Genomic DNA, 14,737 nt, shown 5'->3' with positions numbered 1-14,737 from the left:
GCTCCGCTTCTGATTCGCCCGGCCCCGCGGGTCGTGCGGGCAGGGGCGGAGTGTCATCCGCGAGGCTCATCCGCCCTCCCCGCGCGGTGGAGGGCGTCGCCCCCGGGACGGATGCACCCGCCGCCGCTACCGGACAGGCTTGAGTATCGGCACCGCGAAACCGGAGGTCACGGTGACTGTTCCCGCGCGAACCCCGGCCCGCCCCGGGCTTCCGTCCCCGGAGCTCGGGTGGCGGGTGTGGCCGCGGCGGTGGCCCCGGTGGGCGCCCCACGCCGCCGCGGCGTGGGGCGTGATGTACGCCGCCGTCCAGGTGGTCTGGGCCGCGGCGGGCGCCACCGTGCCCTGGTCGCCCCATGTGGCCTACGCATCCGGCGTCCAGCTCGCGCTGGCCGCCCTGGCCCTGCTGGCCGCCGGGGCCTGCCTGGCCACCCCCCGGCCGTTGGCCCGACGCGGCCGGGTGGCGGTGACGGCGGTGCTGGCCGTGGCGGTCCCCGTCTTCGCGATGGGCATGGCGAGCCTGCCCGCGTACGTCGTCACCTTGGCGTCGTTATCGGGTGTGGAGAGCGCCACCGGCTTCGCCCATGTGCTGCTGAACACCGTGGGCCTGGCCCTGCTGCTGCTGGTCGTCGTCTCCCACCGGCGGCGGCTGCGGGGCCGGTGTCCGCGGTGCGGGGCCGGGCACACCGGCGACGGCAGCGGACCGTTGGTCCACCCGCCCGCCTCCGTGGCGTCCCGGCGGACCCGGATCCAGGTGTACCTGCTGATGTGCGGGCTGCTGCCGTGGGCGGTCGTCAAGACCATCTGGACGCTCGGCGGCGACGCGCTGAGCGTCACGGCGGAGAAGTGGCACGAGGAGAACGCGGGAGGCTCGGGCGCGGCCAAAGCACTCGCCTCAGTGGGCATCGACGTCACCGTCCTGGCCGCGCTGGCCGGGATCTTCCTGCTGCTGGGGTTGATGTACCCCTGGGGCCAGGTGTTTCCCCGCTGGACACTCCTGCTCACCGGGCGACGGGTGCCCCGCCTCCTGCCCCTCCTCCCGGCATGGCTCTCGGCGATCGGCCTGTCCGTCTACGGCGTCGTCCTCGTGATCTACGCCCCGCTCAGTGCCGCGGATGTACTGCCGCGGATCAAACCGGACGGGGCGTTCACCTCCAGCGCCGGAATCACCTGGATGGTGCTCTTCGGCGGGCTCGCCTTCGGCGGCCTGGGCTTCGGCCTGATCGCCGCGGCCCGCTCCTACGCCGCCCGCACCCGCCCGGTCTGCGCGATCGCCACTGCCACGGACGCGACACCCGGGAACAGGTCCGCGAGATGATCGCATCATGGCTGAGATCGTCCTGATGTCCGACCCGAAGGTCGCGGCCGTACCTGTTCAGGAGTGCGGTGAGAGGCACCTTGGGCACCGCGCTCACCGCTGCCGGCCTGGTCGACTACCCAACGGAGTGGTGGCACTGGTCATACGGAGACCGCTACTGGGCCCTGCGAACTGGAGCGCCAGTCGCCCGCTACGGCCCATGGGCCCGGACTGACCGCGGATTTCAGAAAGACCGGCCTACGGTGGGGCATGGTTACCGACGCGGCGACCCCGAAAGTCACCTCGCCGCGCCTCGTGCCTGCCGGGCGCAGCCGCGGCGCACTGGGACAATGGAGTTCATGCGCTCGTCGCGGCAAGGGGATGCTTGGTGAAGCTGGGGGCGGCACGTGCCATCGGGGCGGAATGGGTCGCTCGGTATGCCCGCTCCGATGCGGCGTTTCGCGGGGCGTATGTCAGCGGCTCGACGGTCGGGCTCCCGGACGACGCCGAGTTGGCGCCCTCCTCCGACATCGACATCGTCGTCATCACCGCCACCGACGACCCGCCCGCCAAGCCGGGCAAGCTCCGCTACCGGGGCACGCTGCTGGAAGTCAGCTACCTGCCCTGGTCGCAGCTCGTCTGCGCCGACGACGTCCTCGCCTCCTATCACTTGGCCGGCAGCTTCCGCACCGACACGGTCATCGACGATCCCACCGGGCACCTGCGCACACTGCAGGCATACGTCGCGGGCCACTTCGCGGCGCGGCCCTGGGTGCGCCGCCGATGCCAGGACGCCCGCCGCCGGATCGAGACCCGGCTCTCGGCGATCGACGCCTCGGCGCCGTTCCACGCACAGGTGCTGTCCTGGCTGTTCCCCACCGGCGTGACCACCCATGTGCTTCTAGCCGCCGCCCTGCGCAACCCCACCGTGCGTCTGCGGTACCTGGCCGCTCGCGGGGTCCTCGGCGACTACGGGCACCTCGGCCGCTACCCGGAGCTGCTGGATCTCCTCGGCTGCCGGGATCTGCCCGCCCGGCGCATCCGGCATCATCTGCGTGAACTCACCGAAGTGTTCGACGCCACCGCCGAGGTCGCGAGGACCCCGTTCCTCTTCAGCAGCGACATCACCCCGCCCGCACGGCCGATCGCGATCGACGGCAGCCAGGAGCTCATCGACCGTGGCGACCACCACGAAGCCGTCTTCTGGATCGTCGCGACCTTCGCCCGCTGTCACACCATCCTGGCCGCGGACGCCCCCGAGCTGCACCGCGCCTTCGCCCCCGCGTTCCATGCGGCCGTCAGCGACCTCGGTATCAGCTCGACCGAGGACATCTTCCGCCGCGCCGAGGAGGTCACGCGGTACCTGCCCCGCCTCTGGCAGACCGCCGAGGACATCATGGCGAGCAATCCCGGGATCAGCGGATAGACACCCGCATCATGAGCGAGTCGCCGGCCCGTCGGCCGGGTTCGCGGCGTCGGCGACGATTTCCCGCAGTGCGGCGACATGGCCGTTGAAGGCGTCCCGGCCGGTGGGGGTCAGCCGAGCGCGTACCTTGCGACGGCTGCCGCTGAGGCGGCGTTCCGTGGCGACGTACCCGGCCTCTTCGAGTGTCGCGAGCTGCTTGGACAGTGCCGAGTCGGACATCGCCAGCCGGTCCTTGAGGAAGGCGAACTCCGCCCAGTCGGCGGCCGCCAGCGTCGCCACCAGCGACAGTCGGGTGCTGGGATGGATCAGCTCGTCGAAGCGCGCCTTCGTCATGCCCGCGCCCAACGACGCAGAACGCGCAGGATCTCCGGTCCACCGAACCCGACGACGGCCGCGATCAGCGCCGCCGCCCAGATGCCGGCGTGGGCGGCGCCGTCGGCGTCGAGCGCGAGGGCCACCAGGACAGTGGCGCCGACGAGTCCGAGCAGCATGCCGACCACGACCAGGGGGATGCGGTGGCCGGCGACCGCCGCGCTCACCTGCAGCCGATCCGTGCGCCGACGGCCGTCGAGCAGGCGGGAGGCGAGCCACCCGTGCCCGATGCCAAAGGCCACGGTCGCGATCCCGGCCGACCACTGCGGCAGCACGTTGCCGAGTACGCCCAGCAGAAGCCAGCCGCCCGCCATCGCCCACCAGTAGCCGCGCGGCAAGCCAACTTCCTCGGCCACCTGGCGTTGGGCCCGGTCTATCGCGCCCAGTGCGGCGCCGGCCTGCTCAGGAGCGATGTTCTCCACGACGAGACCTCACTTTCCTATCGGGAAAGCAAGCGTCCTACTTTCCTGGCAGGAAAGTCAAGCGTCGCGGTGAGGGAGGGATGCGCCTAGTGTCCCGGTCCGGAGATCCTGTCCAACCACCGTTCGACCTGGTTGATCCAGGACGGTAGGTCGGGGTGAAGTGCAGGCGGAACCGGGGATGCGCAAGCAGCCACTTGTGCACCACCGGCGCCTTGTGGGTGGAGAGGTTGTCGCAGATCACGTGGACCGCCAGGCCGGGATCGGTCTGGCGGTCGATCTCGTCGAGGAAGTCACGGAAGTCGACCGCGCGGTGCTGTGCGGACAGCTTCCCGATCACCTTGCCGGTGGCGGTGTTCAGGGCGGCGAACAGGTCCACGGTGCCGTGCCGGACGTAGTCGAAGCTGCGGCGCTCAGGGGTGCCCGGCACCATCGGCAGCACCGGCGCTGTCCGTTCCAGGGCCTGGATCTGCGGTTTCTCGTCGACCGCGAAGACGGCCGTGTTCGCCGGCGGGGCGAGATACAGTCCGACCACGTCACGGATCTTGTCGATCAGCAGCGGGTCCGGAGAGACCTTGAAAGTTTCGTGCGCCAGGGCTGCAGTGGTTGCAGGTCAGGAACGCCTTCGGGTCTTCGTAGACCTGGAGGCGGGGGTTGGCGACCAGCGCGCGTAGTTCGCGTTTGCCGAGGTAGGTCCCGGCGTAGCGGTCCTCCTCGGCACCGTCGTCGACGAAGGAGCTCGGCGACACCAGCGCCTTCTCCACCAGGACGTGGAAGGGGTCCGTGTCGGTCGCGGCCAGCAGCGCCGAATGGTCCGTCCAGGCGAGATGCGCGATCTGGTGGGCGACGCTCCAGCCGGGCGCCGGGGTGGCGAGCGCCCACTGCTCGGCGCTCAACTCGGCCACCAGCCGGTCGAGTTCCTCGCTCTCCTCGCGCAGGTCGTCGAACACGGGCGTCGGATCGGACACGGGACGCTCCCCTCGGGCATGGCAGCGCCGAAGAAAACAAGCAAGCATGCTTGCATAATTGTGGCCGTTCGGTGCACGACCCGGGGCGAGGGCTGCGCGGACCCTGTGTGCTCAATACACTCGGCGATCGCGCCCATCGCGGCGCACACTCGCATATCGGGGGACGAACGATGAGCAACTGGAACCTGGGCGGACAGCCGCCCCAGGGGCCGCAGCCGTACCAGCCGCAGCCACCTCAGCCCTATCCGCCCCAGCCCTACGTGCCGCCACAGCCCCAGCCGCCCTACCCGGGGCCGCCGGTGCCGCCGCCGGGCGGGCCGATCACCCGGCTGCGGCGGCGGATCGGCCCCATCCACACCGCGCGCAGGGTCTTCACCCCGTCACGGCCGGGCATCGTCTCGGATCCTGAGGTGGCGCGAATGCGGAAGATCAGGACCCTGGTCGGCGTGGGCGCGTTCCTGTGGATGTCCTACGCCTACAAGCTCGCCCCCAAGCTCAGCGATGCGGCGGATGAGCAGGTCGACAAGTCGTGGACCAGCGCCCTCGTGCTGGCGGCGACCCTCCCGGTGGTCGTCGGCGTCCTGTACGGCCTGGCCGCTCCGGCGGCGCGACGGGACCTGCTGCGCCGGGCGGGGCGGTGCTTCGGCGCGATCGTGGCCATGATGGCGGCGGCCTCCGTCTTCCCGATCATCGTGCTCTCAGGGTTCTTCGAGGGCCAGGAACCCCTCGTGGAGGGCCACTTCACCGTGACGAAGGGCCTCATCCTCGCGTTCATCCTCTTCGTCCTCTTCTGGGTGACGCCGTTCGTCGTCTGGGGCGTGGGACTCGCCGTCCAGCACGTGTTCCGCACCGCGGACATCCACGAGACGGTGCCGCCGCTGCTGATCATGGCGTTGGCGTGGGAGATGGCACTGATCGACATGTTCACCGGCGCCCACGAGGGCGTGCCGACGGTGATCCGGTACGTGTTCATCCTGGGCGCCCCGCTCTCCGTCACGGCGGTGGGCCTGTGGGAGCTGCACCGGCTGCGCGTGCACTACGGGCTGGGGATGCGGGGACTGCTGATGCGCTAGGAACGGCGCCTCGCAGGACGTACTAGTGATCTGGTTTTGAGGTCGTGGGTCGCCACGTGAGGCGTCCCCTCTTTCAGATTGAGGCGTTCTGCTGCGGCGGGTAGCGCGCTTGCGCTGTGCTGCGTGGATGGGCGATACCCGGCTGGAACCTGTCGTGTTGTCGGACCAGTGCTGCCACGGACAGCACGAGGCCGGCCAGCAGGAGCCACCTGTTCACGCTTACTTCCCGGTCGAGTCGTGCGGACAGCTCGACAAGGTCATCGCAGAGTATGTACGTCTCCGGTCCACCGAACAGCGACAGACCGCGTTCCAGTACCGCGGCCAGCACGATGAACAACCCGAGGACCGGCAGCAGACTCGGATCTGTCTCCGACCCCGATCCCGGCCCTGTCCCCGTCCCGACCTGCCGCGCAACCCTCATGGCCCCCACCCTTCGACTGCCCGGCGGGGCATCCGGCCGAGCCCAGAGATTATCGCCCCCCACGCTTCGGGGCGCGGTTGCCCAAGTCGGTGAACGTAGGTGGTCAGAGCCCTAGCGGCGCGCCAGGCCGTCGACCATCAGGGCGAGCGTGAAGTCGAACCGGTCGTGGCCCTCACCCGCGGTGAGTTCGGCGGCATGACGGGTGGTGTGGGGGAAGGTCTCGGCAGGCAGCGTGGTGAACCGGCGCAGCAGTTCGTCGCGGTCGAGGACCCACGCCGCGTCGTCCTGCGTTGATCGCCGGCCCGCGATCGACATCTCCAGGCAGTAGGCGGCCACGTACAGCAAGAGGGCGTCGATGGCCCAGGCGGCGGTCTGCGGGGCGACGCCGCCGGCGAGCAGGATCGCCAGCATTCCCTCGCTGACCCGCACGATCTCGAGGTCGGTGGGGGCCATGGCGAGCGCGGCGCGGGAGATTCCGGGGTACTTCAGGTACTGGTCGCGCACCTGCGCACACACGCCGCGGATCTGCTCCCGCCAGGCCGCGGGGTCGGGCTCGGGCAGTACGAGCTCGGCGCACAGCCGCCCGATGAGCAGCTCGTCGAGGTCGGCCTTGTTGACCACATGGGCGTAGAGCGAGGCGGGTCCGGTGTCGAGCGCGCCGGCCAGCCGACGCATGGTCAGCGCCTCGTAGCCCTCGGTGGCGACGACATCCAGCGCGGTGTCGATGACCTGCTCCACGGTGATCGGGGCCTTGCGGCGGCGCGGCCTGGGGCCGGCGTCGGGGTCGGGGTTCGGCGGCTGGTGGCGCGCCGCGCGTCGCTCTCTCGGGTTCACCCGACCCATCATAGCTTGACACGAACACTGTTCGTACGTAGAACACTGTTCGTGACAGCGAAGGTGAACCAGGACATGGACGTGACCGTGGTCGGAGCCGGGCCGGTGGGCCTCGTGCTCGCCGCGGAGCTGGCGCTCGCCGGGGCGAGGGTGCAGATACTCGAGCGGCTGGCCGAGCCGAGCGAGGCGATGAAGGCGGGGGCGATCAATGTGCCGACGGCCGAGGCGCTCGACCGCCGCGGCCTGCTGCCTGCCGCCGAGCAGGTGCAGCGGGAGCTGTTGGAGCGGGTGGGGTCGTTCGCCCGCACGGCCGACGACCAGCCGAACGGTGGCGGCCGACGCGCGCCCGGGTCGCGGTTCACCGGGCATTTCGCCGGCCTGGTCCTCGACGCCGACCTCGTGGACTGGTCCGATCCCGACCTCGCCGCCCACACCGCGGTCGACGGAGGTCGGCTGGTGCCGCAGCGTGAGCTGGAGGAGCTGCTGGCGGAGCATGTCACGCGACTCGGCATACCGGTGTGTCGCGGGGTGGAGGTCACCGCGCTCGACGACACCGGCGACGGCGTGCTCGTCGGCACCACCGCCGGCCCGGTTCGCACCGGGTGGCTGGTCGGGTGCGACGGCGGGCGCAGCGCCGTACGCCGCCTCGCGGGTATCGACTTCCCCGGCACCGACCCCGAACTCACCGGACACCTGGCGGTCGCCGACATCGCCGACCCTTCGATGCTCGCCGACGGATGGGTGTGGTCGACCCGGGGGCATACCGCCACGGGCCACAGCCCGGGCGAGTGGTCACCGTGGAGTTCGGCGGCCCTCCCGCCGACCGCTCGGCGCCGGTCACCCTCGATGAGGTGCAGACCAGTCTGCGCCGGGTCTCGGGCACCGACGTGACCCTGACCGCCCTGCGCGGCACCGCGACCCGCTGGACCGACAACGCCCGCCAGGCCGCCACGTATGGGGCGGGGCGGGTGCTGCTGGCCGGCGACGCCGCGCATGTGCACTCGCCGTTCGGCGGTCAGGGGCTCAATCTCGGGGTCGGCGACGCGATGAACCTCGGATGGAAGCTCGGTGCCGTGGTCGCCGGATGGGCACCCGAAGGGCTGCTCGCCACCTACGACGCCGAGCGTCGTCCCCTCGGCGCCTGGGTACTGGACTGGACGCGGGCCCAAATCGGGGTGATGCGCGGGGACGCCACGTCGGCCGCGCTCCGGGAGGTCGTCGCCGATCTGCTGAGCACCCGGGAGGGTACGACCTACGCGGTCAAGAAGATCTCCGGTGTCACACAGCGCATCGACCTGCCCGGCGACCATCCGCTGATCGGCCGGTACGTCCCCGACCTGCGGCTGAGGGACGGCTCCCGGCTGGTCGACCACGGACACGGGGGTGGCTTCCTGCTGCTCGACCGCTCTCCGGACGGTACGTTCGCCCGCCGCGCCGCGGCCTGGCGCGGGCGGGTGCGCAGCGTGACCGACGGCCATGCGACGCCGACCGGGGTGTTGGTACGCCCGGACGGGGTGGTCGCGTGGGCCTCCGACACCACCGACCTCGCCGCCGTCACCGGCCTCGAAGCCGCCCTGCACCGATGGACCGGCGCGCCGACGTCCTCATCCGAGCACGAGGCGGTGGAGCCGGTGGAGCCGGTGGGGTGAGCCTCCTGTCGTTCGGCCGGCGAACCCGTCGCGGACGGGCCCGGTTGCGGGACGCCACGGGCAACGTTCTCGCAACGTGGCGGGGGGTTCGCTGGGTCCGGCCCCTGACCGCTCGGTGAGCATGATCGGAGAGGGATCGCCCATGGAGCGTATCGCGCTGACCCCGGCCGCGGCCGAGCTGATCCGCCAACTGCGGGCGGAGCACGGCCCGTTGATGTTCCACCAGTCGGGCGGCTGCTGTGACGGCAGTGCGCCGATGTGTTATCCGCTCGGCGAGTTCCGTACGGGCGGGTCGGATGTGCTGCTCGCGGAGCTGGAGGTGGACGGGGTCGAGGAGCCGGTGGGCTTCTGGATGTCGGCCTCGCAGTTCGAGCGGTGGGCGCATACGCATCTCACGGTGGACGTGGTGCCGGGGCGCGGCAGCGGCTTCTCCCTGGAGGCGCCGGAGGGTGTGCGCTTCCTGATCCGCTCACGGCTGCTGGACGACGCGGCGAGCTGAGCGCGGGGCGCGGCGTTTACCGGGGCCGCGGCGTTTACCGGGGCGCGGCGTTTACCGGGGCCGCGGCGTTTACCGGGGGCGTGGCCCGCGGGGCGCGGCGTCTGCAGGGCGCGTGGCCTGCACGGCGCGTCGCCCGCGTGAAACAACGCCTGCGAGGCGCGTCACCCGCACGACGCATCGCCTGCGGGCGCATCCTCTGCGCGGCGCGTCACCCGCCGGGGCGGCGATGCGCACCGCCCCGCCGCCGGCGCCGAGCGCCGCGCGGGCGACGCGCCGCGTAGGCGATGTGACGCGTAGGCGATGTGACGATGTGGCGGCCTCAGCTCGCGTCGGCCAGTGCCAGGGTGTGCAGTCGCTCGGGCGGGCCCGGGCGGGCGTAGTACCAGCCCTGGGCGGTGTCACAGCCCAGCCCCCGCAGATGCTCGGCCTGTACGGCCGTCTCCACGCCCTCGACCGTCACCGCGAGGTCCAGCGTGTGGGCGAGCGAGACGATGCCCTCGACGATCTTGACATCGACCGGATCGGCCGGGGCGCGCTGCATGCCCCGGGTGAAGGAACGGTCCAGCTTGAGCGTGGAGACCGGGAGCCGGCGCAGGTACGACAGGTTGGAGTAGCCGGTGCCGAAGTCGTCCAGGGCGATGTCCACGCCGAGGTCGGCGAGTTGCCGCAGGGGCCGCAGGGCGCTCTCGTCGGCGCCGATGAGGTCGTTCTCGGTGACCTCCAGGCATAGCGCGCTGGGGCACAGCCCGGCGCTCTCCAGAACCGCCACCGTGTCGGAGACCAGCGTGGGGTGACTGAGCTGGCAGGGCGAGAGATTGACGTTGACGCGCAGCGGCTCGCCCTCGTCATCGGCGGCGTCACGCCATTCACGCGCCTGCCGGGCGGCCTGCTCCAGCACCCAGCGGCCGAGCGGGACGATCAGCCCGGTGTCCTCGGCGAGCGGGATGAACTGGTCGGGGCCGAGCACACCGTGCACCGGATGCAGCCAGCGTACGAGCGCCTCCGCACCGCGCACGGTGCCGTCGGTGAGCCGTACCAGCGGCTGGTACTCGATGAAGAACTCGCCCTTCTCCAGGGCGGAGGGCAGCCCGTTGGTGAGGCTGTGGCGGGCGATCACCCGGGCGTTGGAGTCGGCGTCGGCGATCTCGTAGCGATTGCCGCCCGCGGCCTTGGCCCGGTACATCGTGATGTCGGCGCTGCGCAGCACCTCGGCCCGGCCGATCTCCCCGGCCCGGCCGTCGACCACGCCGATACTGGCCCGCACCCGCAGTTCACGGCCCTCGATCCGGACGGGTTCGGCGAGCGCGGCGAGCATCCGGCGGGCCAGCCCGGCGCCGTCGGCCTGCGCCGCGGGGCCGGTGACCAGGGCGAGGAACTCATCGCCGCCGACCCGGGCGAGCAGCTCGTCGGGAGCCTTCACACAGCGCTGGAGGCGTTCGGCCACGGCCTTGAGCATCCGGTCGCCGACGACGTGCCCGAGGCTGTCGTTGACGGCCTTGAAGCCGTCCAGGTCCAGGTAGCACACGCCGAACCGCTCGGCGTCTGCGCCCGCGGCCAGCACCTGGTCCAGCCGCTCCAGGAACAGGGTGCGGTTGGGCAGTCCGGTCAGCTCGTCGTGGGTGGCCTCGTAACGCAGCCGCTCCCGCAGCTGCCGGTGCTCGGTGATGTCCTCGGCGAGGGCGAGCTGGTACTGCGGGGCGCCGCTGGAGTCGCGCAGCAGGGTGACCGTCAGGTTGGTCCACAGCTCGCTGCCGTCGTCGCGGTAGTGCGGCTTCTCGATGCGGAAGTGGTCGCGCTCCCCGCTGACCAGCTCGCGGTAGAGCTCATGGGCGCCCGGTACGTCGTCGGGGTGGACGAACTCGGTGACGTTGCGGCCGGGGCGGAAGAAGTCCATCCCGCCGAACATCCGGGCCATGGCGTCGTTGACGACGAGCACCTCGCCGTCGAGTCCGGCGATGCCCACGCCGATGACCGCGCCCTCGAAGACGGCCTGGAACTTGGCCTCGCTCGCGTGCAGTGCCTTCTCGGCCTCGGTCCGGGCGGCCAGCGCGGCCCGCGAGATCGCCTCCTGCTCATCGCGCTCGCACTTGCGCAGCTCGCGGACGAACCCGGCGGCGAGGGCGTGCTGCAGCCGTACGCAGCGGGCGCGCGCCTCCTCCTCGGCCAGGGGCTCGTGGCCGGGCGCGGCGGGCAGCTCGGCGGACGACGACTCGCCGGACGGATCGGCGCAGGACACCTCGGCGGACGACGAGCAGGACACCAGGTGCGCGTCGATGACGCCCAGGATGGCGGGCAGCGCCTCGGGCTCCGTGCACTGGGCGTTCACCAGCGCGGCCCCGACCGCGTACGCCGCCTCGGTGTCGAAGGGAGAGCCGCGCAGGGCGGCGCTCAACCGGTGGGCCAGCGGCAGCAGATAGACCTCGAACTCGTCGGGGGTCATCGTCGTGGCCGCCAGCGGGTGGACGGCCCGGCACCAGATGCCCGCGAACCGCCTCAACTGATCGTTCTCCGTGGGGGCGGGGTGCCCGGCGGCGTCCCCGGCGCCGCGGTCACATCTCGGCCCGCCCGATTCGGAGGTCATATCGCGCGCTCCCCCGGGCAGCCGCCATGGGCTGAGTCCCTGTCGCATGCCGCGTCCTCGCCTGTGGCGTCGATGCCCTCCGGCCGCCAGGCGGCTTCCACGTCCTGCACTTCCTTCGCCCTCTTCCGGCTTCCGGGGCCGCCCTCGGGTCGTCCGCGTCCTCGGGGAAGTTGAGCACGACGAAGAGCGGCACGGCAACCCGCTGCTGAGGCGAGATTACTGATCAACCGTTCGATGGGGAAAGGAAAAACGGAAAACTTCAATCCGGATCTGATCATGGAGACGCGCGCCGCGGGAGGATGTCGAGCACCTGTCACGGGCATCTGCCAGCGGCTCTATCCCCGCGCTGACCTCGCCCCTCCAGAGGGCGGGCCATTGAAAGCGGCTCCGCTGAACCCGTCAGGATCCGCCTGCTGACGCGCCGCCAATCTTGCCCGTGGACAGTCGGATTGGGAAATCCATCACGTCCGCGCGCTCGGCCGCCACACCGGGCGGGGAGACGGGACACACGCCCCCGGCCCGTCCACTCCCCCTCCGGGCCCGTCCGCTGCGCCCAGGAGATCGAAGCCCCCGCACCCATTTTCACCCTCATGCGGTGAATTGCCATGAAGTGGGTACTCGGGCGGGCGGATCGCGGATCCCTCGAGATGCCATCTCGAGAAGGCATGAGGACGCACAGGACACATGAGGACGCACGGAGTGACCCCAATGGCCCCACCAGGTGTCGCCCACGATCTGCTGCTGCACCGCTGTCTGACCCTGTTCACCAGCTTCGACGGGATCGACGGCCAGGACGGGGCGGAGATACTGCGCCGGGCGATGGCCCAGGTCAGCGCGGTCGGGACCGGCCACGCGGAGGCGGGATACCTACGGCTCGGCGAGGGCCTGGTCCGCTGTTCGCACGACGGTCAGCGAGCCACCGAGGCCCTGGACGCGCAGGTGAGGGAGCTGGCCGGACGGGACGGGCCGGTGCGGCTCCCCCGGCGGGCCTGGGGCTGGGCATTCGGGCTGCGCGAACCGGATGGGCTGCGCGAACCGATCGGGCCCAATACGCCGGACGGCCTGCACGGCGCCCTGGTCGTGAGCTACCGCGACCGGCCCGGCGAGGACGAACGGCTGCTGCTCACCCTGCTCGTACGGCAGACCGCCGCGGCCCTGTCCGCCGCCGCCGCGCACCGCCGTGAGCGCGCCCAGGCCCTGGAGCTGCGCCGGGCGTGGGACGAGCGGGAGGCGATACGGCGGCGGCTGGACTCCTCGCTGACCGATCTCTCCCAGCTGCGGGAAGTGCATGACGCCCTCGCCCGCTCGGCCGCCCACGGCGACGGCGAGGACGGGATCGTCCGGACGCTGTACCGGATCACCGGGCTGGCGGCGGCCGCCGAGGACCGGTTCGGCAACCTCCGGGCCTGGGCGGGCCCCGGCCGCCCGGATCCCTACCCCAAGCCCGATCCGGCGCAGCGCGAGGAGCTGCTGCGAGAGGCCGCCCGCAGGCCGCGTCCGGTGCGGGTGCGGGACCGACTGACCGCGGTGGCGGATCCGCGCGGCGAGGTGCTGGGCGTGCTGTGCCTGGTGGACCCGGACGGCCGGGCCGATGAGCGGGCCGTTCGGGCGCTGGACCACGCCGCGACCTCGCTGGGCCTGGAGCTGGCCCATCTGCGTGAGCTGGCCGAGGTGGAGCTGCGGCTGCGGCGGGAGCTGGTCGACGATCTGCTCTCGGGCGCGGACGACACCAGTGCGTACGCCCGCGCGGAGGCGGTCGGCCACGATCTGCACGGTCCGCACCATGTGATCGTGGTGCGCTGGAGCGACCGTCCGGCCGACGATGTGTTCCTGAAGTCCGTGAGCCGGGCGGCCACGGGCATGGGCCTGCGGATCCTGCCCGCCCTGCGCTCGGACGCGGCGGTCCTGGTGGCCCAGAACGCACCGGGCGAGCGGTCGCTGCACTCGGCGCTGAGCCGTGAGCTCGGCACGGACAGCGGGGCGATCGGGGTGGGCGCCTCCTGCGACACCCCCCACGAGGTGCCCCGCTCGTACCAGGAGGCGCTGCGGGCGCTGGAGGTGCGCCGCCGTTCCAACAGCGCGATCGGCATGACGTTCTACGACGACCTGGGGCTGTACCGGATCCTGCGCACCGGGAGCGACCACCGGGAGGTGGAGGGGTTCGTCCGGGAGTGGCTGGGCCCGCTGATGGACTACGACGCCCTGCACCACACGGACCTGGTGGAGACCCTCTCCCAGTACTTCGACCGCGGCGGCAACTACAGCGAGACGGCCGCGGCGCTCGTGATCCACCGCTCGACCCTGCGCTACCGGCTGCAGCGCATCCGCGAGATCAGCGGAATCGATCTCGCGGACGTGGACAGCAGGCTCAACCTCCAGGTCGCCACCCGCATTTGGAAGGTCATGCGCAGCGGCCCCGAGTGAGCGGTGCGCCACCGGGCACCCGTGACCGACGCAACGGCACGACACGACGAGGCGGGATGGGCAATGAGCGACAAGAACGAGAGCGTGGCACGCACCCTGCTCGACCAGCAGGGCACGACCTTCGCCGCCCAGGCCGGGATCAAGCTCCGCGACACCCCCGGCCCGCTCTACCAGCTACTGGTGCTCGCGCATCTGCTGTCCGCGCGGATCAGCTCCGATATCGCCGTCGCCGCCGCCCGCGCCCTCTTCGACGCCGGGATGCGCGACCCACGGCGGATGGCGGAGGCCACCTGGCAGCAGCGGGTCGACGCGCTGGGCGAGGGTGGCTACCGGCGTTACGACGAGCGGACCGCCACCCAGCTCGGTGAGGCGGCCGAGCTGGTGAACCGCGAGTACGGGGGCGATCTGCGGCGGATGCGCGAGGCCGGGGACCCGAAGAAGCTGCTGCCGGAGATCAAGGGCATCGGGCCCGCCGGGGTGAACATCTTCCTGCGCGAGGTGCAGGGCGTCTGGCCCGAGTTCGCCCCGTACTTCGACCGCAAGGCGCTGGAGGGCGCCGAGCGCGTCGGGCTGCCGAAGAGCGCGGGGTCGCTGGGGCGGCTGGTGGCCGAGAAGGACCTTCCCCGGCTGGCCGCGGCCCTGGTCCGCGTCGCGCTCCACGCGGACGCCGCCCGAGAGGTGCGCGCCGCCGCGTGACGCGTCGAGGCGCCACGTAACGCGTCCAGCCTCCGCGCGACGTGTCCAGCCGCCGCCTGACCCGTTCAGGTGAGGAGCTGC

11 protein-coding genes and 4 pseudogenes are annotated in these 14,737 nt (G+C 71.8%); 8 read left to right on the top strand and 7 right to left on the bottom strand.

Going from position 1 to position 14,737, the window contains the following annotated elements:
• Positions 1–172 precede the first annotated feature (172 nt).
• The 3 genes and pseudogenes from BLV72_RS30560 (at position 173) to BLV72_RS30550 (ending at position 2,720) form a co-directional block, all read left to right on the top strand.
• The gene (locus BLV72_RS30560; protein ID WP_244321089.1) at positions 173–1,315 is read left to right on the top strand and encodes a hypothetical protein; all 1,143 of its coding nucleotides are present in this window, start codon (positions 173–175) and stop codon (positions 1,313–1,315) included.
• Positions 1,316–1,386: 71 nt separating this feature from the next.
• Positions 1,387–1,515, top strand: a pseudogene (locus tag BLV72_RS50235) (M15 family metallopeptidase); the annotation flags it as partial.
• A 167-nt stretch (positions 1,516–1,682) separates the two neighbouring features.
• Complete coding sequence (locus BLV72_RS30550) at positions 1,683–2,720, top strand: hypothetical protein (protein WP_093466272.1); 1,038 nt, start codon at positions 1,683–1,685, stop codon at positions 2,718–2,720.
• Positions 2,721–2,729: 9 nt separating this feature from the next.
• Here BLV72_RS30550 and BLV72_RS30545 read toward each other — a convergent pair whose 3' ends face one another.
• The 4 genes and pseudogenes from BLV72_RS30545 to BLV72_RS51140 all read right to left on the bottom strand — a co-directional run.
• Complete coding sequence (locus tag BLV72_RS30545) at positions 2,730–3,053, bottom strand: winged helix-turn-helix domain-containing protein (protein ID WP_093466270.1); 324 nt, start codon at positions 3,051–3,053, stop codon at positions 2,730–2,732.
• On the bottom strand, positions 3,050–3,514 hold the full coding sequence (locus BLV72_RS30540; protein WP_093466269.1) for a hypothetical protein: 465 nt from the start codon (positions 3,512–3,514) through the stop codon (positions 3,050–3,052). The genes BLV72_RS30545 and BLV72_RS30540 overlap by 4 nt, the downstream gene beginning before the upstream one ends.
• A 116-nt stretch (positions 3,515–3,630) precedes the next feature.
• Positions 3,631–4,085: pseudogene (locus tag BLV72_RS30535) on the bottom strand (IS630 family transposase); the annotation flags it as partial.
• A gap of 91 nt (positions 4,086–4,176) precedes the next feature.
• Positions 4,177–4,479 (bottom strand): annotated as a pseudogene (locus BLV72_RS51140) (maleylpyruvate isomerase N-terminal domain-containing protein); the annotation flags it as partial.
• A gap of 170 nt (positions 4,480–4,649) precedes the next feature.
• Here BLV72_RS51140 and BLV72_RS30525 point away from each other — a divergent pair.
• Complete coding sequence (locus tag BLV72_RS30525; protein ID WP_244321088.1) at positions 4,650–5,552, top strand: hypothetical protein; 903 nt, start codon at positions 4,650–4,652, stop codon at positions 5,550–5,552.
• 73 nt (positions 5,553–5,625) lie between these two features.
• On the opposite strand, the gene BLV72_RS30520 is transcribed toward BLV72_RS30525, so the two are convergent.
• Positions 5,626–5,889, bottom strand: a complete 264-nt coding sequence (locus BLV72_RS30520) for a hypothetical protein (RefSeq protein WP_093466267.1) — start codon at positions 5,887–5,889, stop codon at positions 5,626–5,628.
• Positions 5,890–6,084: 195 nt separating this feature from the next.
• A complete protein-coding gene (locus BLV72_RS30515; RefSeq protein ID WP_425288407.1) occupies positions 6,085–6,816 on the bottom strand; it encodes a TetR/AcrR family transcriptional regulator in 732 nt (243 codons plus the stop codon).
• Between the two features lie 66 nt (positions 6,817–6,882).
• On the opposite strand from BLV72_RS30515, the pseudogene BLV72_RS30510 reads away from it, so the two are divergent.
• Both BLV72_RS30510 and BLV72_RS30505 read left to right on the top strand, forming a co-directional pair.
• Positions 6,883–8,456 (top strand): annotated as a pseudogene (locus BLV72_RS30510) (FAD-dependent monooxygenase).
• Between the two features lie 142 nt (positions 8,457–8,598).
• The gene (locus BLV72_RS30505) at positions 8,599–8,955 is read left to right on the top strand and encodes a DUF779 domain-containing protein (RefSeq protein ID WP_107119279.1); all 357 of its coding nucleotides are present in this window, start codon (positions 8,599–8,601) and stop codon (positions 8,953–8,955) included.
• Positions 8,956–9,274: 319 nt separating this feature from the next.
• On the opposite strand, the gene BLV72_RS30500 is transcribed toward BLV72_RS30505, so the two are convergent.
• The gene (locus BLV72_RS30500) at positions 9,275–11,536 is read right to left on the bottom strand and encodes a putative bifunctional diguanylate cyclase/phosphodiesterase (RefSeq protein ID WP_093466264.1); all 2,262 of its coding nucleotides are present in this window, start codon (positions 11,534–11,536) and stop codon (positions 9,275–9,277) included.
• Between the two features lie 708 nt (positions 11,537–12,244).
• Here BLV72_RS30500 and BLV72_RS30495 point away from each other — a divergent pair.
• Together BLV72_RS30495 and BLV72_RS30490 are read left to right on the top strand one after the other, a co-directional pair.
• Entirely contained in the window at positions 12,245–13,960 is a 1,716-nt protein-coding gene (locus BLV72_RS30495; RefSeq protein ID WP_093466263.1) for a PucR family transcriptional regulator, read from the top strand.
• A gap of 63 nt (positions 13,961–14,023) precedes the next feature.
• The gene (locus BLV72_RS30490) at positions 14,024–14,656 is read left to right on the top strand and encodes an HhH-GDP family DNA glycosylase (protein ID WP_093466262.1); all 633 of its coding nucleotides are present in this window, start codon (positions 14,024–14,026) and stop codon (positions 14,654–14,656) included.
• Positions 14,657–14,737: the final 81 nt, after the last annotated feature.

This window comes from Streptomyces melanosporofaciens (genome assembly GCF_900105695.1).
Taxonomy (GTDB): Bacteria; Actinomycetota; Actinomycetes; order Streptomycetales; family Streptomycetaceae; genus Streptomyces; species Streptomyces antimycoticus.
Note: the sequence above shows the minus strand (reverse complement) of the source record. Positions and strands in the feature narration are given on the sequence as shown.